Genomic DNA, 24,608 nt, shown 5'->3' on the forward strand with positions numbered 1-24,608 from the left:
GTCAGGCTCACCCCCGTGAGCTGCTGCACCGCCTTCTCCGGTGTCCGCGCGCCGGTGCGGGCGGCGAGGCCGCCCTGCCCGAGCTCCCGAGCCGACCGTCGGGCGAGCTCACCCGAGATCGCCGCGACCACCGCATCCACCCGGCGCCGGGCCGCACCGGACTCGCGCTGCAACTGCAGCAGCGCCTCATCGGACACCGCACCCAAACCGGACACGTCGGGCAGCACGACCACACTCGTGGAGGTCTGAACGCCCGGTGTCTGCATGCCTCCAGTCTATCATCCATCGAACACAGATTCGATACTTGTGGACAACGCGCGGGGTAGCCTGGACCCATGCCCAACCGCCTCGCCGCAGCCGCGAGCCCCTACCTGCGCTCGCACGCCGACAATCCTGTCGACTGGTGGGCGTGGGGGCCCGAGCCGTTCGCCGAGGCCCGTCGGCGCGATGTACCCGTGCTGGTCTCGATCGGCTACTCGACGTGCCACTGGTGCCACGTCATGGCTCGCGAGAGCTTCAGCGACTCGGAGGTGGCCGCCTACCTCAACGAGAACCTCGTCGCGATCAAGGTCGATCGCGAGGAGCACTCCGAGGTCGACGCCACCTACCTCGCCGCAGCGGGTGCCTTCACCCCCAACCTCGGCTGGCCGCTCAACGTCTTCGTCACCCCCGAGGGTCGCGCCTTCTTCGCCGGCACCTATTGGCCGCCCGAGCCCGTGCAAGGCATCCCGTCATTCCGGCAGGTGGTCGAGGCGGTGCTGAATGCGTGGCGCGACCGGCGCGCGGAGGTCGAGTCCAACGGGGACGCGATCGTCGCCGCGCTGACCCAGCCGCGCGCGGCGACGGGCGAACTGCCGACCGACCTCTCACCCGTCGTCGCGGCGCTCGAAGCGCAGGAGGACCCCGAGTTCGGCGGCTTCGGCACGGCTCCGAAGTTCCCGGTCGCGCCCGTCGTGCGCTTCCTCGTCGACCGCGGCGAGCCGCTCGGGATGCGCCTGCTCGACGCCATGGCGGCGTCCCCGCTGCGCGACCCGGTCGACGGCGGGTTCTTCCGCTACTCGACGCGGCGGGATTGGAGCGAGCCCCACTACGAGCGGATGCTCTACGACAACGCGCAGTTGCTCGCGGCGTACGCGGTGGGGGCGGCGACGTCGGGGTCCCTTCGAGAGCCCCCGGGAACGCGGTTCGCCGACGTCGCGGACGGCATCGCCTCCTTCCTCCTCGACACGCTGCGCACCCCAGCGGGTACCTTCGCGAGTGCCCAGGACAGCGAGTCCACCGTCGACGGCCAGCGCGTCGAGGGCTTCTACTACTCGCTCGACGCCGCAAGCCGGTCCCGCCTCGACCCTCCGCCGATCGACGGCAAGGTGCTCACCGGCTGGAACGGGCTCGCGATCGAGGCGCTCGCCCTCGCGGGTCGGCTCCTCGGCCGGCCCGAGTGGGTGCAGGCGGCGGCCGAAGCCGCGGACGTGCTTCTCGCGGGCCCGATCATCCACTCGTCCATCGACGGTGTCGCCTCGAGCGCGCCCGTCACCCTCGAGGACTACGGGATGCTCGCCCGCGGCCTCCTCGAACTCGCCACCACCACGGGGGAGGTGCGCTACGCCGAGGCCGGGCGAGACCTCGTCGACGCGAGCCTGGAGGCGGGCGACCCGTTCGGCGTTCCCGGCGGCGGCGACCCCGTGCTCGCCGCGCAGGGAATCGTCGTCGAGGCCGACGACAGCGACGGCGCCCACCCCTCCGGCCGCAGTGCGATGGCGGATGCGGCGCTCGTGCTGTACCAGCTCACCGCCGAGCGACGGTACCGGGATGCCGCATCCCGCGCCGTCCAGCGCGTCGCGCACGCCGCGACGACGCATCCCGTCTCGCTCGGCGCCGCGCTCGGCGTGATCTCGCGCCTCGCCGCGCCAGCGCGTCAGCTCGTGGTCGTGGGGCACGGCGAGCTCGCCGAGGCGGCAGCAAGGGCACCGGGTCTCGTGGCGATCGTGAGCCCCGAGCAGGCTGCGTCGTGGTCTGCCGCGGGCTTCGAGCTCTTCGACGGCCGCGTCGAGCAGGGCGGTCGATCGACCGCCTACGTGTGCGAGGACTTCGTGTGCCGGCTGCCCGTGACGGAGCCGGGGGAGCTCATGCGGCTGCTGTCGTGACGAGCGGCGCGTCGGCGTCAGCCGCCCACTCGTTGAGCGATTCGTCATAGATGGCGACGTTGCGGTGACCGAGCAGGGTCAGGGCGAGTGCATCGGAGGCCGCCGCGATGCCGCCGTTGCAGTACGTCACGACTCGCTCCTCGCGGAGCACCGGTGCGAAGAGCGCGGTGAGCCGTTCGGTCGGCGCGATCGCGTTCGTTTCGCGGTCGACGAGCTGGCCGGCCGGCGCGCTCACACTCCCGGGGATGTGGCCCTTGCGCGCTCGAGTGCCCGCCTCTCCCGTGAACTCCTTCGCCGGGATGCCGCACACCAGCGCACCCGGCGCCTCGCCCGCCACGATCGCCGCCACCTCGGCTTTCGACGCCCAGAGCTCAGGGCGTGGTGCCGCCGTGAAGACCCGGGGGGTCGCTTCGACGTGGCCGATGTCGACGGGCCGGTTCTCGGCGACCCACTTGTCGAGACCGCCGTCGAGAACCGCGACCCGGTCGTAGCCGAATGCGCGGAAGAGCCACCACACCCTCGACGCCCACTGGCCGACCACCGCGTCGTAGACGACGACGGTGGTGTCGTTGTCGACCCCGAGGGCGCCGACCGCCGTGGCGAATCGTTCGGCGTCGGGCCGGGTGAACGGGTAGCGCTCCTCGGGATCCGACAGCTCCTCGATCACGTCCGCGAACACCGCTCCCGGCACGTGGCCGTTCACGATGTAGCTCTCGTGGCCGCCGAGGTATCCGGGGCGCCCGTTCGGCTGCGTGTACAGCAGCACCGTGGCGTCGAGTACGACGAGGCCCTCGGTGCCGAGGTGGTCGGCGAGCCACTGCGTGGACACGAGGGGGGAATCGAGGTGGGGTGCGCTCATGGCCACCACGGTAGGCCGCGGCATCCCGCTCGCCAACGCCGACCGCAACACCGCGTAACCGTGTTACGCGCAGTGTTACGTCAGCGGACGGTCTTGCGCGCCGTGATGACCCCGGTGTCGAAGCCGAGGAGGTGCAGTCCGCCGTGGAAGCGGGCGTGCTCGACCTTGATGCAGCGGTCCATCACGACGGTGAGACCCTTCGACTCGCCGTAGATCGCCGCGTCCTGGTTCCAGATGCCGAGCTGCACCCAGACCGTCTTGGCGCCCACCTCGAGCACGTCGTCGATGACGCTCGGGATGTCGCTGCCCTTGCGGAACACGTCGACGATGTCGGGCACCACGGGAAGCGACTTGAGGTCGGGGTACGCCTTGTGCCCGAGGATCTCGTCGGCGTTCGGATTGACGAAGTACACGTCGTAGTCGCTCGACTGCAGCAGGTACGTGCCCACGAAGTAGCTCGAGCGCGCCGGGTTCGGCGATGCTCCGACGATCGCGATGGACTTCGCCTTGCGGAGGATGGCGAGCCGCTCCTTCGCAGTCGGGCCGACCCAGGTGCGCTGCGACTTGAGGAGCTTCGCGAGCGGCGAGCTCGCGGGGATGTCGCACGTGAGGCCGTTGGCGAGCTGCGTGGTGACGGTCTCTTCCGTCGCGGTGTCGGTTGCGATGCTCATGTCACTCCTTGGTCGCGGCGGCGAGTGCCTGGTCGAGGTCATCAACGATGTCCTCGGGGTCCTCTATTCCCACGCTGATGCGCACGACGCCCGGCAGGACGCCCGCGTCGATCAGTTGCTGCTCCGAGAGCTGCGCGTGCGTGGTCGAGGCGGGGTGGATGACGAGGGTCTTCGCATCCCCGATGTTGGCGAGGTGGCTCGCGAGGTTCACCGACTCGATGAACTTCTGGCCGGCCGCGCGGCCGCCCTTCACTCCGAACGAGAACACCGAGCCCGGGCCCTTCGGGAGGTACTTGGCCGCGCGCTCGAAGTGCGGGTGGTCGGGCAGACCTGCCCAATTGACGAACTCGATGCGCGGGTCGGCCTTGAGCCACTCGGCGACGATGCGCGCGTTGTCGACGTGCGCCTGCATGCGGAACGGAAGGGTCTCGACGCCCTGGGCGAGCAGCCACGCGGAGTGCGGGGCGAGCACGGGCCCGATGTCGCGCAGCTGCTCGGCGCGGAGCCGGGTGAGGAACGCGTACTCGCCGAAGTTGCCGTGCCAGTTGAGCCCGCCGTACGACGGCACCGGCTGGTCGAAGAGCGGGAAGCGGTGGTTCGCCCAGTGGAATCGCCCCGACTCGACGACGACGCCGCCGAGCGTGGTGCCTGCTCCGCCGAGGAACTTGGTCGCCGAGTGCACGACGATGTCGGCGCCCCACTCGATCGGGCGGTTGAGGTAGGGCGTTGCGACCGTCGAGTCGATGATGAGCGGCACCTCGTGGGCGTGCGCCACATCGGCCAGTCCCTCGATGTCGGCGATCTCGCCGGACGGATTGGCGATGGTCTCCGCGTAGACGGCCTTCGTCTTGTCGGTGATCGCCGCAGCGTACTCGGCGGGGTCGGACGAACGGATGAACGTGGTCTCGACCCCGAATCGCCGCAGCGTGATGTCGAGCTGGGTGATCGAGCCGCCGTAGAGGTTCGCGGAGGCGACGATGTGGTCGCCGGCCCCCGCGAGCGAGGCGAACGTGATGAACTGCGCCCCGAGACCGCTCGAGGTGGCCACGGCGCCGAGCGCATTCTCGAGGGATGCCACCCGCTCCTCGAAGCTCGCGACCGTCGGGTTCGCGAGCCGGGAGTAGATGTTGCCGTACTTCTGGAGGGCGAAGCGGGCCGCAGCATCCGCCGTGTCGTCGAAGACGAACGCACTCGATTGGTAGATGGGCAGGGCGCGCGCGCCGGTGACTTCGTCGGGAATGTTGCCTGCGTGGATCGCGCGGGTACGGAAGCCGTACTCTCTATCTGCCATGCGATCAGGCTACCGAACCGGTGACGCGGTATTTCCCGGTGTTGCGCGCGGTTACGCGTCCCCGGCCCGGGCGGCGAGCTGCCGCGCGAGTTCGCCGGCATCCACGACGTGCCAGTGCTCGGCGATGCGCCCCTCCCGCACCCGGTAGAAGTCGGCGAAGGCGACCGTCACCCCGCGCGCTTCCAGCACGGAGCGGGTGACGACGAGGTCTGCCGCGGCGACGACGCTCTCGAGGCGGTACGCGCCGTCGGGCAGCGCGGTCCAGAGCCCCCCGAGCTTGGCGATGACGCCGGTCGGACCGGCGTCGTCCCCGGCGGGGTCGTGGTCGACGAAGTCCTCCGCGATGAACTCGCCCGCGGCGGCTGGGTCGCGCCGAGCCGACAGCACGCGGTCGAAGAAATCGACGACGACCTCCGCACCGCGTCGGGCTTCGGGGGAGTCCGCGACGACGAGCGGCCGTGAGTCTGACGCGGTCACAGCTGCACGTCTTCGAGCTGCGACTCGTCGACCTCGGTGTGCGGATTGTCTTCCTTCGTCTCCTCCTTGCCGGTGAGTCGGAAGAAGAAGTACACCGCCAGGGCGAGGACGGTGAAGGCGCCGAGGACGGCGACCGTGACCCAGACCGGTCCGGTCTGCTCGGACCACGAGGTCGGTAGCACCACCAGGATCCACGCGGCGGCGATGAAGGCGTACACGGCAGCCCAGAGCCAGCGGGAGTGCTCCGCGATCTCGGAGCCGTCGAGGAACTTGAAGGGGAGCATCCCGACCACCAGGGCCGTAAGGCCCTCCGCGGTGATCGCCGCGGTGGTCTCGAAGGCGAGCGCCGACCCGAACGAGTCGGGGGCGGTAGTGGCCGACAGGATGCTGTACGCCGTCCAGCCGAGCATCGCCAGGGTGAACACCACACCGGCCTGCACGAGCGCGACCTTGGCCCGCTGCGCCGCGCTCGTCGTGTCGAGCACCGTGATGCCGATGACGAGTCCGAGGAGGAACCCGGGGCTGAAGTCGATCAGCCGCGACAGGAACACGCCGACCACGGCGATCAGGATGCCGAGGGGCTTGAGCTCCACGACCCAGTCGAGGCCCCACCGGCGACGGATGATCGTGCCGGAGATGATGCTCGCGAGGTACCCGACGACGAACAGCGCGAGCGCGCACGCGAGCACCAGGCGGAAGGACGCGAGGTCGGCGCCGAACCCGGGGTCGGCGAAGCCGAAGATGAGGGCAGCGAGAACGGTGAGCGCGAGAGCGCCGAAGACGTGACGTGACTGGAACCACGCCCCGAAGCGCTCCCACCAGGGCGCACGCACACGCGGGAGCCCGCGGGTGATGCGCTCGTAGTTCTCGGAGATCGTCGAGTTGAGCAGTTCAGCGGGAAGACCGACGAGCAGGAGCAGTACGAGCCCGGCGAGGGCGGCGCCCCCGAGCGCGACCGGGTTGGTGAGCACGGCCTGAGCGGGCTCGAGCACGGTCGTGAGCGACGTGGGTGCCGCGGGGTCGTTGCGGTCGACGCCGGCGCCTCCCGTCAGGGGCAGCGCGTCGCTCTTGGTGCTGAGCGGCGGCTCCGCCCGGGTGCGCGGCGGCTCGAGGACGGTCACCGGCACGCGACTGGTCGAGGGGATGCCCGTGCCGGCCGCCGGGGTGACGGTGACGACGATCTCGTGCTCGCCGGGCTCCGCGTCCTCGGGGATCGTGACACCGAGCAGGAAGTTGCCGGCGGCGTCGACGACGGTCGAGCCGATGTCGACGGGGGTGGAATGGAACTCCGCGTCGACCGCGGCGGTGGGCGGCAGGCCCGATCCGCTGAGCGTCGTCGAGTCGCCGGGCTGGAACTCGGTGCCGCCCGTGGTGAAGATGAAGGTCCAGGGCAGGAAGACCGTGGGCGGGGTGACGATGGTCTCCGCCGTGACGGCGAAGGCGACGGGACCCGTCAGGGCGGAGAAGCCCGACAGGGACAGGTCGGGGATGTCTGCCTCGTTGCCGGTCTGGGCGACGAAGCCCTGCGCGCGCTGCACGGCGACCGCTCCGTAGCTGCCCGCGGCCAGGGCGGTCGAGCACGACCACGAGCCGTCCGAGCCGACGGTGGCGAGGCAGTACGTCACTCCCTCGGCGGAGCGGGCCTCGATGGTGTAGCCGGGCGTACCCGATCCGCGGAACGTCACCGACTCCTCGCCGCCCGCGGCGGTGATTGTCGGGGTCGACGGGATGAGGATGTAGTCGTTCTGGTAGGGACTGCTCCCGCTCTCGCTCTGCTGGTTCGCGTAGACGTTGTAGATGCCCGGCGCGAGACCCGTGAGGGAGCATCCGGTCGACTGGATCGCCGGGACCGCGGTGCCTTCTGCGCCCTCGCCGCCGCCCTCGCCCCCTTCTCCGCCACCACCGGTGCCGCACGAGCTCAGGAGGGAGTAGGTGTACGAGCCGCTCGGGTTGCCGACCGTGTAGACCGACACTCCGATGTCGAACCCGGGCTCCGCGGTGCCCGCGATGCCGATGGATGCCGGACCCATGTCGTACGACATCGTCGGTTTCGCCAGCACGAGGCGAGTGCCGGTGGATGCCGCGCTCGTCGGGCCGGGGTTGTCGAGCACGCCGTCGTCGTCGAACAGCACCGCGGTGATCGACACGGGCCCCCCGGGGCCGATCCCGAGGGTGCAGGCCCAGTCGGACTCGAAGTAGGCGATGGAGTCCTCGCACTGGTCGGACCCGCCCGGCCACGTCGCGGTGACCCGCACGATGTACTGGCCGGAGTCGACGTTCTCGAACTGGCCCTCCACGAACATCGTCGGCTGGTAGCTCTCCCACCCGTCTACCGGGCTGATGATGTCCGTCGCGGGCGGGACGGGCGGCGCCTCCACCGTGAGCGTCGTGAAGGCCGGGGGAACGCCGGCGTTCGAGACGTTGCCGGCGCGGTCGGCCTGCACCGCGCTCACCGTGTGCGGGCCCAGCGCAAGCGGCGCGATCAGGTCGCACGACCAGTTGCCGCCCGCATCGCCGACCGGCGCGCTCTCGCACGCCACCGGATCGCCGTCGATGTAGACGGTCACGAGCGCGCCCTCCTCGGCGCTGCCGGTGATGGTGGGCGTGTTGTCGGTCGTCGTCCCCGACGTGAACACCCCCGGGTCGGTGGGCGCGGCGGTGTCGATCGTGATCGTCCGCGTCTCCGAGAACCCGCCCGGCAGTGGGTCGTTGAAGACGAAGTAGGAGTACGTGCCGTCGAGCAGCGGCGAGTCCGGCGTGCACGACCAGGCTCCGCCCGACGGGGTGGGGTCCGAGCAGTACGGGTCCTCCCCATCGAGTACGTCGACGTTCGTCGCGAGCGGGTCGACCGTTCCCGAGAAGGTCGGGGTGGTGTCGTTCGTGTAGAAGTCGTCCGCGGCGGGGCTGGTGATCGTGGGCTCCTGGAGCCGGTAGATCTCGATCGGCGTTCCGAGCATGGACAGTTGGCCCTGCTCGTTCGTCGTCGAGGCGGCGAGGTAGTTGACGCCGTAGTCGAGCTCGTCCGCGACCGAATCGGTAGAGGCGTCGCAGTACCAGACGGTGGCGAGCTCCGCGGTCGGGGCGTTGCAGTACCACCACCACGAACTGCCGTCGGTCGACCGCCACACGGTCACGCTCGTCGTGTACTGCCCCATCGAGCCCTGAACCTGGGGGGTCGCCCCGCTCGTGTACCAGGGTGCGAAGGTCTGGTCGGTCGTGGGGGTCTGCGGCATCAGGATCGTGAGATCCTGGGGGGCCGATGGAGCCTGCGGCGAGCCATCCGCCTCCGCGCCCGTCGCGACGACCGGGTAGGTGATCGACGTCGCATAGGGATCCTCGACGTAGCTCGCAAGCGGAGTCGACGTGCACGACCAGTCGCCGTTCGCGTCGACCGGCGACGAGCAGAGGTCGGCCCCATTCGCCGAGACCGTGACCGACCCCATGTGCGGTCCGGTCCCCGTGAACGTCGGGGTCGAGTCGAGGGTGGATGCTCCGGGAGCCGGCGACGTGATCACGGCGGGGTCGGTGCTGCCCACCACGAGGTCCACCGGCGAGCTCACCGGGCTCACTTCAGCGGGCGTGGCGTTCTCGTAGCTGACGGCTGTGAACTGCGCAGTCCCGTACTGAAGGCCGGACATGGCGTAGCTCGAGCACGACCACGGCACCGCCGGGTCGATGGGGTCGTAGATCGTCAAGGACCCGGAGCAGTAGGGCTGCGCGGTACCGCCGTTGAACGACACGGACACGTCGATCGTCTGGTCGCCCCCGCCCGAGTGATCGGTGACTCCGCTGATCGAGACCGGCCCGGAGTCGGTCTGCACCGAGAATCCGAGGGGATCGATCGAGACGCTCAGGGGGGCGTAGGCGGCGGCGGGCAGCGCGCCGAGAGCGATGGTCGCGCCGATGAGGGCGAGCGCGGCGGTAGCGGCGGCGGTACGGCGGATCGGGGACATGCGGCGCCTCGTTGCGGGGGAGGGGGGAGCCAGGGGTGCGGGCCAGTATATCCGCGGCGTATTACCGCCACGTAACGAGCCACCAGTGGGCTCGGAGGTAGTCGTACGGGATCTGGATGCCGGTCCACAGCGGCCAGAAGAATGCGCTCGCCGCCGTCGCGAGGGCCAGGAACACGAGTACGACACCGACTCCGCTCGATCGACGGTCGCGCGGATCATCCGGTCGTCCCAGAATGAGGCCGAGAACGAAGACGAGCGCGAGGATCAGGTACGGCTCGAACGCGATCGTATAGAACTGGAACACGGTGCGGTTCAGGTAGAGCAGCCACGGCAGGTAGCCCGCCGCGAGCCCCATGAGGATGAACCCCACGCGCCACTCGCGGAAGCGGACGAGCCGGTACACGAGATAGAAGACCGCCGCCGTCGCCGCCCACCAGATGAGCGGATTGGCGAGCCCCGTGATGGATGACCCGCAGAGGTCGGCCGTGCACCCGTTCTCGCCCGCTGCCGCGCCCTCGTAGAACATGCTCGTCGGACGGATCAGGAACAGCCATGTGAGCGGGTTGGCCTGGTAGCCGTGCGGCCGGTTCTCGCCGAGGTGGTACGCGTACACGCTCGACTCGAAGTGCCACAGACTCTGGATGCTCAGCGGAACCCACGACAGGGCTCCGCCCCACGCGTTCCCGTCGCCCTCCGCCCAGTGCCGGTCGTACCCGTTGTCGGAGAGGAACCACCCGCTCCAGCTGGCGAGGTAGACGACGAGCGCGATCGGCACCATGAGCAGGAACGTGGTCGGCCCTTGCTTGAACACCGTCCCCGACGCCCAGAACTGGATGCCCGACCGTCGCCGCGCGAGGGCGTCCACCACGAGCGTGTACACCGCGAACGCGGCGAGGAAGTACAGCCCGCTCCACTTGACCGCGGCCGTCGCCCCGAACGCGATGCCCGCGGCGATGAGCCACGGCCGCCACCACAGCGCCGGCCCCCAGTCGGTCGGTCGCCCGGCCTCCTCCCGAGCCCGGATCCACGCGGCGAGTCGCACTCTGCTCCAGCGCCGATCGAGCAGCACGAACAGCACTCCGAGGAGGGCGAGGAACATCACCGAGTTGTCGAGCAGCGCGACGCGGCTCATCACGATCGCGTTGCCCTCGATCGCCATCAGGAACCCGGCGAGGGTGGCGAGCAGTTGCGAGCCGAACAGGAGCTTCGCGACGACCATGAGCAGCACGACGGCGAGGACTCCCACGAGCGCCGTCGTGATGCGCCAGCCCACCGGGTCGTCCGGGCCGAGCGCGAGCATCCCCGAGCCGATGATCCACTTGCCGAGCGGAGGGTGCACCACGAACGACGGGTCGGTCAGGAAGAATCCCGTGTCGCCGGCGTTGAAGCGCACGTCGGCCTCGGCGGGCCACTGGGCCTCGTAGCCGAGGTTCACGAGCGTCCAGGCATCCTTCACATAGAACGTCTCGTCGAAGACGAGGGATGCCGGGTGCCCCAGGTTCCACAACCGGGTGACCGCCGCCACGACGACGACGAGTGCCGGAGCGAGCCAGCGCAGGACGCTCTGCGCCCGCAGCGACAGTCGCTCCCAGCGGTCGTCGAGCCAGGAGCCCGTGGGTCCCTCGAACCGCTCCGCGTCGCGCTCCACGGCTTCGGCGTCGGCTTCGAGAAGCTCGTCGAAGTCGGGGCGGTCGCTCACCCGCCCATGGTACTTCGGCGTCTGAGGCGCGGGCCGATGGGAGGCCCGATGGGAGAATGGGGCGTGATCATCCTCGCCGCCACGCCCATCGGCAACCTCGGCGACGCGTCGCGCCGGCTCATCGAGGCCCTCGCCAACGCCGAGGTGATCGCGAGCGAGGACACCCGCACGACCATCCACCTCATGCGCGCGCTCGGCGTCGAGAACCGCCCCCGGCTCATCGCGCTCCACGAGCACAACGAGACGGAGAAGGCGGCCGAGCTCGTGGAGCTCGCGCGCGACGGCGACGTGCTCGTGCTCACCGATGCGGGAATGCCCGCCATCAGCGACCCCGGTTTCCCGCTCGTCGCCGCGGCCGCGGCCGCCGGCGTGACGGTGACCGCGCTCCCCGGGCCGAGCGCCGTACTGACCGCCCTCGCCGTGAGCGGGTTGCCCACCGACCGCTTCGTCTTCGAGGGCTTCCTGCCGAGAAAGGGCCGGGCGGCGCACCTGCGGTCGCTCGCGGCGGAGCCCCGCACCCTCGTCTTCTTCGAGTCGCCGCACCGGATCGCGGATGCCCTCGCCGACGTGGCTGCCGAGTTCGGGCCCGACCGCCGCGTCGCCGTGTGCCGCGAGCTCACCAAGCTCCACGAAGAGGTCGCGCGCGGCACGGCGGCCGAGCTCGCGGAGCGGTTCGCGGAGGGCACCCGGGGAGAGATCTGCCTCGTCGTCGAGGGGGCGCCGGCACGGGCATCCGACCTGCCGACCGCGCTCGCGGAGGTGCAGTCGCTCGTCGAGTCGGGCGTGCGCCTCAAGGATGCCGCTGCCGACGTCGCCGCGGCCACGGGGCTGCCCAAGCGCGAGCTGTACGAGGCGGCGCTCCGCGCTAGGCGGGAATGACCGGGACGTCGTACGCGGCGATGCGTGAATCGCGCGTGACGACGGTGAGACTCACTGCCGAGACGAATACATCATTGGCGCCGCTCGCGATCGCCCGGCGGGCCGCGGAGTCCAATCGAACGTCAGCCGAGAGCCACCACAGAATGACGTGCGTGTTGAGCAGGAGTCTCACTGCCCGTACCACTCTCCATCATCGTCCTCGGTGAAGGCGTCGAAATCGGGCGCGATGCGAGCACGTCCGCGTAACGGTGTCGCGCGCATCCGTAGACTTGACGTCATGCCCGCCGGTGACTCCTTCTACATCACGACGCCGATCTTCTACGTCAACGATGTGCCGCACATCGGCCACGCGTACACCGAGGTCGCTGCCGACGTGCTCGCCCGGTTCCACCGCCAGCGCGGGGACGACACGTGGTTGCTCACCGGCACCGACGAGCACGGGCAGAAGATCCTGCGCACCGCCGTCGCGAACGACACCACTCCGCAGGCGTGGGCCGACCAGCTCGTCGAGAGCGCCTGGAAGCCGCTCCTCGAGACGATCGACATCCGCAACGACGACTTCATCCGCACCACCGAGCCGCGGCACGAGAAGGCCGTGGCGACCTTCCTGCAGCGGCTCTACGACGACGGCCACATCTACTCGGGCGAGTACGAGGGCTACTACTGCGTCGGTTGCGAGGAGTACAAGCAGCCCGACGACCTGCAGCCCGGCGAAGGGGAGTTCCTCGGCGCGCTCGTCTGCAAGATTCACGGTCGCCCGGTCGAGATCCTCAAGGAGAAGAACTACTTCTTCCGCATGAGCGCGTTCGAGGACCGGCTGCTCGACCTCTACGAGACCCGGCCCGACTTCGTCCAGCCGGCGAGCGTGCGTAACGAGATCGTCCAGTTCGTCAAGCAGGGCCTCGCCGATCTGTCGATCTCCCGGTCGAGCTTCGACTGGGGCATCAAGGTCCCGTGGGACGAGTCCCACGTCGTGTACGTGTGGTTCGACGCGCTTCTCAACTACGTCACCGCGGTCGGCTACGGCGCCGACGACGAGCAGCTCGAGCGGCGCTGGCCGGCGGTGCACATCGTCGGCAAGGACATCGCGCGCTTCCACGCCGTGATCTGGCCGGCCATGCTCATGGCGGCCGACCTCGAGGTGCCGACGGCCGTGTTCGGCCATGGCTGGCTCCTCGTCGGCGGCGAGAAGATGTCGAAGTCGAAGCTCACCGGCATCGCGCCGGCGCAGATCACCGACACGTTCGGCTCGGATGCGTTCCGCTACTACTTCCTGTCCGCGATCACGTTCGGCCAGGACGGCTCGTTCTCGTGGGAGGACCTCAGCGCCCGCTACCAGGCGGAGCTCGCCAATGGCTTCGGCAACCTGGCCTCCCGCGTCATCGCGATGGTGATCAAGTACTTCGACGGAGCGGTGCCCGACGCTGCCGTGGATGCTCCGATCGCGGAGCTCGAGCGGAGCGCGACGGCCGCCGCGAACGCCGCGATCGACCGCTTCGCACTCGGCGAGTCGATCGCCGAGACGTGGAAGCTCGTGGATGCCCTGAACCTCTACATCACCGAGCAGGAGCCCTGGGCGCTCGCCAAGGACCCCGCGCAGCGCGACCGGCTCGAGGCCGTGCTCGCGACCGCCGTGCACGGACTCGGCACCCTCGCAATCCTGCTCTCGCCCGTGCTCCCGCAGGCGACCGCTCGGCTCTGGCCCGCGGTCGGCGGCGAGGGGGAGGTGGATGCCCACCCCATCCACGAGGCATACTCGTGGAGCGGGAATGGAACGGTGACGGCTCTCGAGTCATCCCTGTTCCCCCGGATCGAAACGGCAGAGGACGCAGGATGAGCGAGTGGGCGCAGCAACCGACCGAGTTGCATGTGCGCCAGCGGGAGCCCGACCCCTCTCGTGACCTCGACTACCCGCCGCTGCCCGAGGCGCTCTCCGTCAGCGTGTACGACAACCACACGCACCTCGAGATCTCGGACGGCACGCCGGGCAGCGAACTCGACTACCGCGAGCACCTCGATCGGGCATCCAGCGTCGGGGTGAAGGGCGTCGTGCAGGTCGGAGGCGACCTCGAGACCTCGAGGTGGTCCGCCCAGGTCGCCGAGCGCGAGCCGCGCGTGCTCGCGGCGGTCGCGCTGCACCCTAACGAGGTGCCCGGCTATGCGGCATCCGGAACACTGGATGCCGCGCTCGCCGAGATCGACGCCCTAGCCGCGCAGCCCCGCGTGCGTGCGATCGGCGAGACCGGCCTCGACTTCTTCCGCACCGGCGAGGACGGGCGCGACGCTCAGCTGCGGTCGTTCGAGGCGCACATCGCGATCGCCAAGAGCCACGGCATCGCCCTGCAGATCCACGACCGCGACGCCCACCAGGCCGTGATGGAGACGCTCATCCGGGTGGGCGCTCCCGAGAAGACGGTGTTCCACTGCTTCTCCGGCGACGCGGAGATGGCGCGATTCTGCGCCGACCAGGGCTGGTACCTGTCGTTCGCGGGAACGGTGACCTTCAAGAACGCCGCCTACTTGCGCGAGGCACTCGAGGCGATCCCGCGCGATCGCATCCTCGTGGAGACGGATGCCCCGTTCCTGACGCCGCACCCGTACCGTGGTCGGCCGAACTCGCCGTACCTCATCCCCACGACGCTGCGGGCCATGGCCGCCCACCTCGAGACGGACGTCACGATGCTCGCCGCCCAGATCTCGTCGACGACCGAAGAGGTATACGGTCAGTGGGACGAAGACCTCCCCGAGATCGTCGAGTCGCTGGACCGGCCCGAGTGACCCTCCTGGGTCCGGCCGAGATCCGCGATCTGGCCGCCCTGCTCGACCTTCAGCCGACGAAGAAGCTCGGTCAGAACTTCGTCATCGACGCGAACACGGTCCGGCGCATCGTGCGCGTCGCCGACGTCGCGCCGGGCGAGACCGTTGTGGAGGTCGGCCCCGGACTGGGGTCGCTCACCCTCGCGCTGCTCGAGGCGGGGGCATCCGTCGTCGCCGTCGAGATCGACGAGAGGCTCGCGCGCCAGCTGCCGGTGACCGTGTCGCAGCTGGTCCCGGATGCCCGGCTCACCGTCATCCGTGAGGACGCCCTTCGTGTCACCGAACTGCCCCACGACCCGACCGTCTTCGTCGCGAACCTGCCGTACAACGTGTCGGTGCCGGTGCTGCTGCACTTCATGGAGTCGTTCCCGACGATTTCGCGCGGCGTCGTCATGGTGCAGGCCGAAGTGGGGGAGCGCGTCGCCGCCGGCCCCGGCTCGAAGGTGTACGGGGCGCCGAGCGTGAAGTCGGCGTGGTACGGGTCGTTCTCGACCGCGGGCAAGGTGAGCCGGCAGGTGTTCTGGCCGGTGCCCAACGTCGACTCCATTCTCGTCCGGTTCGAGCGCGGGCCCGAGCCGGGCACCGAGGAGGAGCGCGTCGCGACGTTCGCGCTCGTGGACGCAGCTTTCGGGCAGCGCCGCAAGATGCTGCGCCAGTCGCTCGCGGGGGTGCTCGGTGATGCGGCAACCGCGACCGCTCGGCTCGAGGCAGCGGGCATCCCGCCGACGGCCCGCGGCGAGGAGCTCACCGTCGAGGACTACCTGAGGGTCGTTCGCGCGCTGCCGTGATCGGCTGGGGACAGCATCAGCCTCGCTCGCCTAGGGTGGTCTCATGACCGCCGAGGCCGCCCCGACGATGATCCACACGAGGGCGCCGGGCAAGATCAACGTCTTCCTGCAGGTCGGGGCGCTCGAGGACGACGGCTACCACGACGTCGCCATCGCCTACCAGGCCGTGTCGCTCTACGAAGACGTGCGCGCCTACCCCGCCGACGACTTCTCGGTCAGTGTCACGGGTACTGTCGAGCTCTCGCGAGTGCCCACGGACGGCTCGAACATCGCGATCCGCGCGGCGCGGCTGCTCGCCGCCCGCACCGGCTACCGCGGGGGAGTCCGACTCGAGATCGACAAGCACGTGCCCGTCACCGGCGGCATGGGCGGCGGGTCCGCGGATGCCGCGGCGACCCTCCTGGCGTGCGACGCGCTCTGGGGTACCGCCTTCCCTCGGGAGGACATGCTCGATCTCGCGGCCGAGCTCGGCGCCGACGTGCCGTTCGCCTTCACCGGCGGAACCGCGATCGGTACGGGCCGCGGCGACCAGCTGAGCCCAGCACTCGCGAAGGGCCAGTTCCACTGGGTGCTCGCGCTCGCCGACTTCGGCCTGTCGACGCCGGCGGTCTACCGCGAGCTCGACGAGCACCGGGCGCGGCACATCCAGGACATCTCGCCCGCCCCGGTCGCGCCGTCGGTCGACGCGAACGTGCTGCAGGCGCTGCGAGCGGGAGACCCGCACATGCTGGCGGAGTGCCTCTACAACGACCTGCAGGCGCCGGCCATCCACCTCGAACCGTCGCTCGCCGACGTGCTCGAGCTGGGCGAGCGCAACGGCGCGCTCGCGGGCATCGTGTCGGGGTCGGGGCCGACGGTCGCGTTCCTCGCCGCGGACATCGATTCGGCGCTCGAGCTGCAGATCGCCTTGAGCGCCGCGCAGCTGACCGTCGTGCGCGCCACCGGGCCCGTCCACGGCGCCCGGATCGTCACCGACTGACTAGGTTTAACTGGTGCCCATCCCGTTCTCGCTGCCGCTCATCGATGACGACGTCATCGCGGAGGTCAACGACGCGCTGACCAATACGGGCTGGTTGACGACGGGGCCGAAGGTGCGGCTCCTCGAAGCCGAGATCGGCGCGCTCACCGGAACCCCCGTGCTGTGCGTCAACTCGTGGACCTCCGGCGCGATGCTCATGCTGCGCTGGTTCGGCATCGGACCCGGCGACGAGGTCATCGTCCCCGCGTACACGTACAGCGCGACCGCCCTGTGCGCGATGAACATCGGTGCGACCGTCGTCATGGTCGATGTGCTCGACGACTTCACGATCGACCCGGAGAAGCTCGCCGCCGCGATCACCCCGCGCACCAAGGCGGTGCTGCCGGTCGACATCGGGGGGTGGCCTGCCGACTACGCGCGCATTCGCGAGGTCGTCGAGGATGCCCGCAGCCTCTTCGAGGCGGCCACCCCGCGGCAGCAGCAGCTCGGTCGCATCCTCGTCGTCGCCGATGCCGCGCACTCCATCGGCGCGGTCTACCGCGATCGGCCCATCGGCCAGTGGGCGGATGCGACGGTCTTCTCGCTCCACTCCGTGAAGAACGTCACCACGGGCGAGGGCGGCGCCATCGCCCTGGCGCTCCCGGACCCGTTCGACAACGAGGCGGAGTACACCTTCCTCAAGGCGTTCGCGCTCAACGGGCAGAACAAGTCGGCGTTCGAGAAGAACCAGACGGGCGCCTGGCGCTACGACATCGTGGACCAGGGTCTCAAGGTCAACCTGCCGGACATCAACGCGGCGATCGGCCTCGCGCAGATGCGCAAGTACCCGGGGCAGCTCCTGCCGGATCGCAAGCGGATCTACGAGCGCTACCTCGCCGGGTTCGCGCACGACTCGTGGGCGCACCTGCGGCCGATCGTCGACGGCGACCGGGAGTCCAGCTGCCACCTCGCGATGCTGCGAGTCGACGGAGCCGACGAGCAGCGGCGGGATGCGATCATCCAGCACATCTCGGAGGCCGGCATCGGCGTCAACGTGCACTACATCCCGATGGCGATGCTCACGCTGTTCCGGAACCGCGGTTACGACATCGCCGACTACCCGCAGACGTACCGCCTCTACTCGAACGAGATCACGCTGCCGCTGTACAACGGCCTGACCGACGCCCAGGTCGACGAGGTCGTCGCCGCTGTGCGGGCCGCGGTCGAGGCGACCGCTCCGGAGGCAAGCGCATGAGCACGCGGTTCGACCTCGACGGGTTCCTCGCCCGGCACGTGACCGGCCGATCGGAGAGCATGTTCGCCGCGGACCTCGCTGCGCACGACGCCGAGCTGCGCGCGGCGATCGAGGGAGCATCCGTGCTCGTCATCGGCGGGGCCGGGACGATCGGCTCGTCGTTCATTCGCGCCCTGCTGCCGTTCCGACCGGCGCGACTCGTCGTGGTGGACCTGAGCGAGAACGGGCTCACCGAGCTCACTCGGGACTTGCGATCGACGCCCGGCCAGTTCGTGCCCGACCAGTACCTCACCTACCCGATCTCGTTCGGCGACGCCGTCTTCGAGCGGATGCTGCGCGCCTCCGGCCCCTTCGACATCGTCGCCCACTTCGCCGCCCACAAGCACGTGCGCAGCGAGAAGGACCGCTACTCGATCGAGGCGATGGTCGAGAACAACGTGCTGTCGACCGCGCGCCTCCTCGACCTGCTCGCCGAGTTCCCGCCGAAGCACTTCTTCTGCGTCTCGACGGACAAGGCGGCGAACCCCGCCAACGTCATGGGCGCGTCGAAGAAGCTCATGGAGGAGGCCGTGCTCGCCTACTCGTCGGTGCTGCCGGCGACGACGGCGCGGTTCGCGAACGTCGCCTTCTCGAACGGGAGCCTCCCCGCCGGCTTCCTCGAGCGCATCGCGAAGGGCCAGCCGCTGTCGGCGCCCTCCGACGTTCGGCGCTACTTCGTCTCCCCGGCGGAGTCGGGCCAGCTGTGCCTGCTCGCGTGCATCCTGGGCGCCCCCGGCGACATCCTCTTCCCGAGGCTCGAGGAGCCGGCGATGCTGACGTTCTCGAGCATCGCGGATGCCCTGCTCGCCGAACTCGGCTACACCCCGGTCCACTGCTCGACCGAGGAGGAGGCGCGCACGACGCCCCCGACGGACACCACGTGGCCGGTGTACTACTTCGAGTCGGACACCTCGGGAGAGAAGTCCTTCGAGGAGTTCCACACCGCCGACGAGGACGTCGACCTCGAGCGCTTCGCCGCGCTCGGGGTCGTGCACGGTCGCGCGAGTTACGACGTGGCGGGCATCCGGTCGCTTCGCGACGAGCTCCGCACCCTGTTCTCGCGCGACGACCTGCCCAAGGACGCCATCGTCTCCGAGCTCGTGCGCCTCGTGCCCACCTTCCAGCACGTCGAGACCGGCAAGAGCCTCGACCAGAAGATGTGAGCGGGATGTACCGGATCGTCAAACGCATCTGCGACTTCGTCGTGGCCTTCCTCGCGCTCGCCGTGCTCTTCGTCCCCCTGTTGATCATCGTGATCGCGCTGCGGTTTACGGGCGAGGGCGAGGTGTTCTACCGCCAGTCGCGCATCGGGTACCGCAACCAGCCGTTCGGCATCTGGAAGTTCGCGACGATGCTCAAGAACAGCCCCAACATGGGCACAGGCTCGCTCACGGTGCGCGGCGACCCGCGAGTCACCTCGGTGGGGCGGGTGCTGCGGGCCACGAAGATCAACGAGCTGCCTCAGCTCATCAACGTCCTCACCGGCGAGATGAGCTTCGTCGGACCGCGCCCCCAGATGCAGGTCGACTTCGACATCTACCCGGAGCACGTGCGCGACGCCATTTACTCGGTGCCCCCGGGCGTGACGGGAATCGGCTCGATCGTGTTCCGCGACGAGGAGCTGCTGCTCTCCCAGCCCGGCATCGACCCGCGGGCGTTCTACGAGGATCACATCGCCCCCTACAAGGGCGAGCTCGAGATGTGGTACATCCGCCGCAAGTCGCTCTGGACCGATCTTCGACTCGTGTTCCTCACGGCGTGGGTCGTGTTCTTCCCGCAGTCGACGGTCGCATACCGCGCCTTCCCCGACCTCCCGCCGCGCCCGGAGTGGCTGCACACCCGCGACTGAGCCCGCCGTCACTCAGCGTCGGTCGCCGAGTGTGACGAAAACGTACGCTTTGGTGCCCCATTCCGTACGTTTTCGTCACACTCGACGCTCGGTGTGGAGAGTTTGCCTCCGCCTCGAGGGGGTGTGACAGCGTGGGCGGGTGGTCGACGAGTTGGGCGAGGTGTTCTCCGTCCGGGACGCGCGTTCGGCAGGGCTCTCCGACCGCGCGCTTCGTCGCCTGGATGCACCGCTCCACGGCACTCGCGGTCGATACGTCGACGAGCCCACGGTGCCGTGGGAGAGGGATGCCGCACACACACGGAGGATGTGTCGCGCTTATGTGAGCGTCGCGACCAGCGGCTTCGCGTTCTCCCACGGAACGGCAGCGGTGCTCTACGGCATGGCGGTCCCCCGGCGGGTCGAGCAATACGCCGGTGTGCACGTGGCGGTCAGTTCAGGGCAGCCTCGACGCGCCGGGGTGACCACCCACCGCCTGCAGGAGATGGATGTCCGCTACGTCGACGGCCTGCCGGTGGTTGTGCCCGAGCGAGTGTGGCTGCAGTTGGCCACCACGCTGACACGTGACGAACTCGTCGTTGCGGGCGATAGCCTCGTCCGACGCAAGCGCCCTCTCTCCACGATGAGCAGCATCACCTCCTTGCTCACCGAGGCCCGCGGTGCGAGAGGCGTTCGGAGAGCGGCGGCGGCCCTCGAGCTCGTCCGCGCAGGAACGGACTCGCCGAAGGAAACCGAATTGCGACTGATGATCGTCGCCTCGGGGCTGCCCGAGCCCGTGATCGGCCACACCGTCCATCACGAGGGCTATTGGGTCGGCACTCCTGATCTCGCTTACGTCCGTGAACGCATCGCGATCGAATACCAGGGCGGGGGTCATCGGGCGGAGGACGTATTCGAGGAGGACATCGCGCGGGCTGAGCGATTTCGCGCGGCGGGGTGGGAGTTCATCCAGGTGACGAAACGCCAGCTGCGGAACTCCCGCTCGGTCACGGAGCGGATACGCGTGGCGCTGCGCGGGCGCGGGAGCGGGCGCGCCCCCGCGTAGACTCGAAGCCCGTGGCACACCTGCTGGGCGCTGAGGCGCTGCACCTCGAGTTTCCGACCAAGACCGTGTTCGACGGTGTGACGATCGGGCTCGACGAGGGCGACCGCGTCGGCATCGTCGGGCGCAACGGCGACGGCAAGACGACGCTCCTGAGGATGCTCGCCGGCCGCCTCGAACCGGACTCCGGCCGCGTGACCCGCCGCGGCGGGGTGCGGCTCGGGATGCTCGACCAGTCCGACGACCTCGCGACGGGCCGCACCGTGCGGGAGGTCGTCGTCGGCGATCGTGCCGAGCACGACTGGGCGGGGGATGCCCGCACGCGCGACGTCATGGCGGGACTCCTCGGCGACCTCGACCTCGACGCTCGCGTCGACGACCTCTCGGGCGGCCAGCGCCGCCGGGTCGCTCTCGCCGCCGTGCTCATCGGCGACTGGGACATCGTGTTCCTCGACGAGCCCACCAACCACCTCGACGTGGAGGGCATCTCGTGGCTCGCCGAGCACGTCAAGAAGCGGTGGCCCGCGGGCCAAGGCGCCTTCGTCGTGGTGACGCACGACCGGTGGTTTCTCGACGAGGTGTGCACGGCGACGTGGGAGGTGCACGACCGCGTGGTGGAGCCCTTCGAGGGCGGGTACGCGGCGTACGTGCTGCAGCGGGTGGAGCGCGACCGGATGGCCGCGGCATCCGAGGCGAAGCGGCAGAACCTCATGCGCAAGGAGCTCGCGTGGTTGCGCCGCGGAGCGCCGGCGCGCACGAGCAAGCCGAAGTTCCGCATCGACGCGGCGAACCAGCTCATCGAGAACGAGCCGCCCGCCCGCGACTCCGTCAGCCTCGCGAGCATGGCGATGCAGCGGCTCGGCAAGGACGTCGTCGACCTCGAGAACGTGTCGGTGTCGTTCGGCGAGAGGCACGTGCTGCGGGATGTCACCTGGCGTATCGCCCCCGGCGAGCGCACGGGCATCCTAGGGGTCAACGGCGCCGGCAAGTCGACGCTGCTCGCCCTCGTCGCCGGCACTCTGCAGCCGACGACCGGCCGGGTCAAGCGCGGCAAGACCATCAACGTGGCGGTGCTGACGCAGCAGCTCGACGAGCTCCGCGACGTGTGGGACGACCGCGTGAGCGACGTCATCGGGCGACTGCGCCGAACGTATGTCACGGGCGGCAAGGAGCTCACCCCGGGCCAGCTGCTCGAGCGGCTCGGCTTCACGAGCGCGCAGCTGAGCACGCCGGTCAAGGATCTCTCGGGCGGGCAGAAGCGCAGGCTGCAGCTCCTGCTCATCCTGCTCGACGAGCCGAACGTGCTCATCCTCGACGAGCCGACGAACGACCTCGACACCGACATGCTCGCCGCGATCGAGGATCTGCTCGACGGCTTTCCCGGCACCCTCCTCGTCGTCAGCCACGACCGCTACCTCATCGAGCGCGTCACCGACCAGCAGTACGCGGTAATCGGCGGCATGCTCCGCCACCTCCCGCGAGGCGTCGACCAGTACCTCGAGCTTCGCGCCAACGGGCTCGGGTCATCTCCCGCGCGCGCAGCGGCAGCTGCGCCCGCGGAGGGCACTTCGGCGCCCCCGTCCCTGGGTGGCGCCGAGTTGCGCGCCCTGCAGAAGGAGGAGCAGTCCTTGTCGCGACGGCTGGAGAAGCTCGCCACTCAGCGCGAGGCCATCCACACACGCATGGCGGAGCACGACCAGTCCGACTATGCGGGAATCTCCGCGCTCGCGGAGGAGCTCCGCGCCCTCGAGACGGAGGTCTCGGCGGCGGAGGACCGCTGGCTCGAGGTCTCGGAGCGGCTCGGCTGAGCGCGCGGCGCTCGGCCACTAGGCTCGCTGTCGTGCACGCCGCCTCCGCTCGAATCGCCGGTATCGGCATCCACCTCCCGGAGACGGTCCGCACCACCGAGCAGACCGAGCGCGACCTTCGCGCGGGCAACCCGCGCCTGAAGCTCGCGACGGGGCTGGTGCGTCGGATGACGGGCGTCGAGCGAGTGCACGTGCGGCCGGAGGGCTGGCACACGTCGGACCTCGCGGTCGCGGCATCCCGCGCGGCGCTCGCCGAGTCGCCGGGCGAGCCGGATCTGCTGATCTTCGCGAGCGCGAGCCAGGACCTCATCGAGCCGGCGACGAGCCACATCGTCGCCGCGAAACTCGGTTTCACCTGCCCGGTGATGGACGTCAAGAACGCGTGCAACTCGGTCATTAACGCCATGCAGGTCGCCGAGGCGCTCATCGCGGGCGGGCAGTACCGCCGCGTGCTCATCGCGAGCGGCGAGCAGCCCTCGCACGGCGTGCGCTGGAGCCTGAAGGATCACGCGCAGTTCATCCGCTCCTTCCCCGGCTACACGATGAGCGACGGGGGTGCGGCCGTGATCCTCGAGGCGACGGATGACCCGGCGACGGGCATCCTGGACTCCAGCTTCGTGGCGGTCTCGAAGCACTGGGAGATCGGCACGCTCCCGACCGGCGGGTCGATGAACCCGCGCAGCATCGAGCACGCCTACTTCGACATGGACGGTGCGGGACTGCAGAAGGCGTTCCTGGAGCTCGGCCCGGAGCCGGTGCTGGCGCTGCTCGAGCGCAACGGCCTGACGTGGAGCGACTTCGACCTCGTCGCCATCCACCAGGTCGCGCTGCCCTACCTGCCGCCCATCTTCGAGCGGCTCGGCGTCGCCGACGACAAGTCGGTCATCACGATCGCCGACCACGGCAACCTCGCCTCGGTGACGCTCCCGCTGCAGCTGTCGATCGCGCGGGAGCGCGGGATGGTCGGTCCCGGAAGCCTCGTGCTCCTCATCGGCCTCGCCGGCGGTATCTCGCTCGGGCTCATGGTGGTGCGGCTGTAGCGGCGACTCAGCCGACGTGAGGAAGTCTGCTAGTTTGGTGTGAATCCGCCTGCACCGAAGGGTCCGACGCATGTCCGCACGCCGAACCACTGCTCGATTCGCTCTCGCCACCGCCGTCGTGGCGAGCCTCGCCTTCGCCGGGGCCGCGGCTCCCGCGATCGCGGTCACCGAGACCGGCGGCCTCTGGTCGGCCACCGATCGCACCGCCGGGAACAACCTCGTGCAGCTGAGCAAGACCGACGCCGCCGCCACGAACCTGGGCGCGCCGGTCGACGACATCTACTACACCTCGGTCGAGGTGGTCGACGGCGTCGGCTACGCCATCGGCGCCGACTACGACGAGGAGCTGCCCTTCGTTGCGACCTGGGACATCGCGACGGGCGCGGTCCTCAGCAGTGTGGTGGCCTCCGGCGCAGGTGGGGCGACCCTCGTCGCCGAGTTCTACGCTCTCGACGCTCGCGCCGACGGCACGCTGCTCGCCTACGCCCGCCTCGACGTCGAGGGCTCCGTCAGCATGTACCTCACCTCGGTCGACCCGGTGACCGGAGTCGTCACGCCCATCGTCGATCTCGACTCCCTCGACGAAGACCTCTACTTCGAGGGCATCGCCACGAATCCCGTCGACGGCGTCACCTACCTCCTCGCCGACCTGGACGACGGCCTCCCCGGCACGGTCGCTTTCGACTTCGACACGCTGACGATCGGCGAGCTCGTTCAGTACCCGGCGGTGGCGGCCTCCCTTGGTGGCGGCTACTACTCGGAGGGCGACTTCGACGCCGACGGCGTGCTGTGGTTCACGTACAACGATGGCGTCTCGCGGACTAGCGGCCCGGTCGACGTCGCCGTGGATGCCGTCGAGGTCGGAACCCCCGCGGTCGAGAGCAAGGCGATCACGGTTACGGGAACCGGACCCTACCCGGAGCAGCTTGCGGCTACCGGCCTCGAGGTCGCCCCGGTCGCCGGTGGTGCCGCACTCCTCCTCGCCCTCGGTGGAGCGCTTCTCATCGCCCGCCGCCGCGCACTCGCCTAGCGCCACCTGATC

20 protein-coding genes are annotated in these 24,608 nt (G+C 69.8%); 13 read left to right on the plus strand and 7 right to left on the minus strand.

The genetic code is table 11. From position 1 onward, the window contains the following. Positions 1-266, minus strand: a 266-nt coding sequence (locus tag Q5716_RS13310) for a hypothetical protein (RefSeq protein WP_305003001.1), incomplete at its 3' end; no start/stop codon positions are given. A 69-nt stretch (positions 267-335) separates the two neighbouring features. Here Q5716_RS13310 and Q5716_RS13315 point away from each other — a divergent pair. Further along, positions 336-2,144 (plus strand): thioredoxin domain-containing protein, encoded by a 1,809-nt coding sequence (locus tag Q5716_RS13315; RefSeq protein WP_305003640.1) that lies wholly within the window; start codon positions 336-338, stop codon positions 2,142-2,144. Here the strand turns inward: Q5716_RS13315 and Q5716_RS13320 are convergent. The 6 genes from Q5716_RS13320 to Q5716_RS13345 form a co-directional block, all read right to left on the minus strand. Further along, a complete protein-coding gene (locus Q5716_RS13320; protein ID WP_305003641.1) occupies positions 2,125-3,003 on the minus strand; it encodes a sulfurtransferase in 879 nt (292 codons plus the stop codon). The two genes, Q5716_RS13315 and Q5716_RS13320, sit on opposite strands and share 20 nt — an antisense overlap. 80 nt (positions 3,004-3,083) lie before the next feature. Next, positions 3,084-3,674: a CoA-binding protein gene (locus Q5716_RS13325; RefSeq protein ID WP_305003642.1), complete on the minus strand. Its 591-nt coding sequence runs from the start codon at positions 3,672-3,674 to the stop codon at positions 3,084-3,086. A 1-nt stretch (position 3,675) separates the two neighbouring features. Further along, complete coding sequence (locus Q5716_RS13330; RefSeq protein ID WP_305003643.1) at positions 3,676-4,965, minus strand: O-acetylhomoserine aminocarboxypropyltransferase/cysteine synthase family protein; 1,290 nt, start codon at positions 4,963-4,965, stop codon at positions 3,676-3,678. A 51-nt stretch (positions 4,966-5,016) separates the two neighbouring features. Next, a complete protein-coding gene (locus tag Q5716_RS13335) occupies positions 5,017-5,442 on the minus strand; it encodes an ester cyclase (protein ID WP_305003644.1) in 426 nt (141 codons plus the stop codon). Continuing rightward, positions 5,439-9,395 (minus strand): Ig-like domain-containing protein, encoded by a 3,957-nt coding sequence (locus Q5716_RS13340; protein ID WP_305003645.1) that lies wholly within the window; start codon positions 9,393-9,395, stop codon positions 5,439-5,441. Before Q5716_RS13340 ends, Q5716_RS13335 begins: the two co-directional genes overlap by 4 nt. A 61-nt stretch (positions 9,396-9,456) precedes the next feature. Then, the gene (locus tag Q5716_RS13345; protein WP_305003646.1) at positions 9,457-11,094 is read right to left on the minus strand and encodes a dolichyl-phosphate-mannose--protein mannosyltransferase; all 1,638 of its coding nucleotides are present in this window, start codon (positions 11,092-11,094) and stop codon (positions 9,457-9,459) included. Positions 11,095-11,157: 63 nt separating this feature from the next. On the opposite strand from Q5716_RS13345, the gene rsmI reads away from it, so the two are divergent. The 12 genes from rsmI to Q5716_RS13405 all read left to right on the plus strand — a co-directional run bounded on the left by rsmI (position 11,158) and on the right by Q5716_RS13405 (position 24,596). Continuing rightward, entirely contained in the window at positions 11,158-11,973 is an 816-nt protein-coding gene (gene rsmI / locus Q5716_RS13350; protein ID WP_305003647.1) for a 16S rRNA (cytidine(1402)-2'-O)-methyltransferase, read from the plus strand. 277 nt (positions 11,974-12,250) lie between these two features. Beyond that, entirely contained in the window at positions 12,251-13,810 is a 1,560-nt protein-coding gene (metG, locus tag Q5716_RS13355; protein ID WP_305003648.1) for a methionine--tRNA ligase, read from the plus strand. Further along, positions 13,807-14,751: a TatD family hydrolase gene (locus Q5716_RS13360; protein ID WP_305003649.1), complete on the plus strand. Its 945-nt coding sequence runs from the start codon at positions 13,807-13,809 to the stop codon at positions 14,749-14,751. Before metG ends, Q5716_RS13360 begins: the two co-directional genes overlap by 4 nt. Then, entirely contained in the window at positions 14,748-15,578 is an 831-nt protein-coding gene (gene rsmA / locus Q5716_RS13365) for a 16S rRNA (adenine(1518)-N(6)/adenine(1519)-N(6))-dimethyltransferase RsmA (RefSeq protein ID WP_305003650.1), read from the plus strand. Before Q5716_RS13360 ends, rsmA begins: the two co-directional genes overlap by 4 nt. A 43-nt stretch (positions 15,579-15,621) precedes the next feature. Next, positions 15,622-16,557, plus strand: coding sequence for a 4-(cytidine 5'-diphospho)-2-C-methyl-D-erythritol kinase (locus Q5716_RS13370; RefSeq protein WP_305003651.1), 936 nt, complete (start codon positions 15,622-15,624; stop codon positions 16,555-16,557). Between the two features lie 13 nt (positions 16,558-16,570). Then, on the plus strand, positions 16,571-17,791 hold the full coding sequence (locus tag Q5716_RS13375; RefSeq protein ID WP_305003652.1) for a DegT/DnrJ/EryC1/StrS family aminotransferase: 1,221 nt from the start codon (positions 16,571-16,573) through the stop codon (positions 17,789-17,791). Next, positions 17,788-18,993, plus strand: a complete 1,206-nt coding sequence (locus Q5716_RS13380) for a polysaccharide biosynthesis protein (protein ID WP_305003653.1) — start codon at positions 17,788-17,790, stop codon at positions 18,991-18,993. The genes Q5716_RS13375 and Q5716_RS13380 overlap by 4 nt, the downstream gene beginning before the upstream one ends. 5 nt (positions 18,994-18,998) lie before the next feature. Beyond that, a complete protein-coding gene (locus tag Q5716_RS13385) occupies positions 18,999-19,679 on the plus strand; it encodes a sugar transferase (protein ID WP_305003654.1) in 681 nt (226 codons plus the stop codon). A 139-nt stretch (positions 19,680-19,818) separates the two neighbouring features. Then, positions 19,819-20,721, plus strand: coding sequence for a hypothetical protein (locus tag Q5716_RS13390; protein WP_305003655.1), 903 nt, complete (start codon positions 19,819-19,821; stop codon positions 20,719-20,721). Between the two features lie 11 nt (positions 20,722-20,732). Then, positions 20,733-22,526, plus strand: coding sequence for an ABC-F family ATP-binding cassette domain-containing protein (locus Q5716_RS13395; protein ID WP_305003656.1), 1,794 nt, complete (start codon positions 20,733-20,735; stop codon positions 22,524-22,526). Positions 22,527-22,558: 32 nt separating this feature from the next. Continuing rightward, on the plus strand, positions 22,559-23,566 hold the full coding sequence (locus Q5716_RS13400) for a 3-oxoacyl-ACP synthase III family protein (RefSeq protein WP_305003657.1): 1,008 nt from the start codon (positions 22,559-22,561) through the stop codon (positions 23,564-23,566). A gap of 70 nt (positions 23,567-23,636) precedes the next feature. Next, positions 23,637-24,596, plus strand: coding sequence for a hypothetical protein (locus Q5716_RS13405; protein ID WP_305003658.1), 960 nt, complete (start codon positions 23,637-23,639; stop codon positions 24,594-24,596). Positions 24,597-24,608: the final 12 nt, after the last annotated feature.

The sequence above is a fragment of the Antiquaquibacter soli genome, assembly GCF_030580675.1.
Taxonomy (GTDB): domain Bacteria; phylum Actinomycetota; class Actinomycetes; order Actinomycetales; family Microbacteriaceae; genus Rhodoglobus; species Rhodoglobus soli.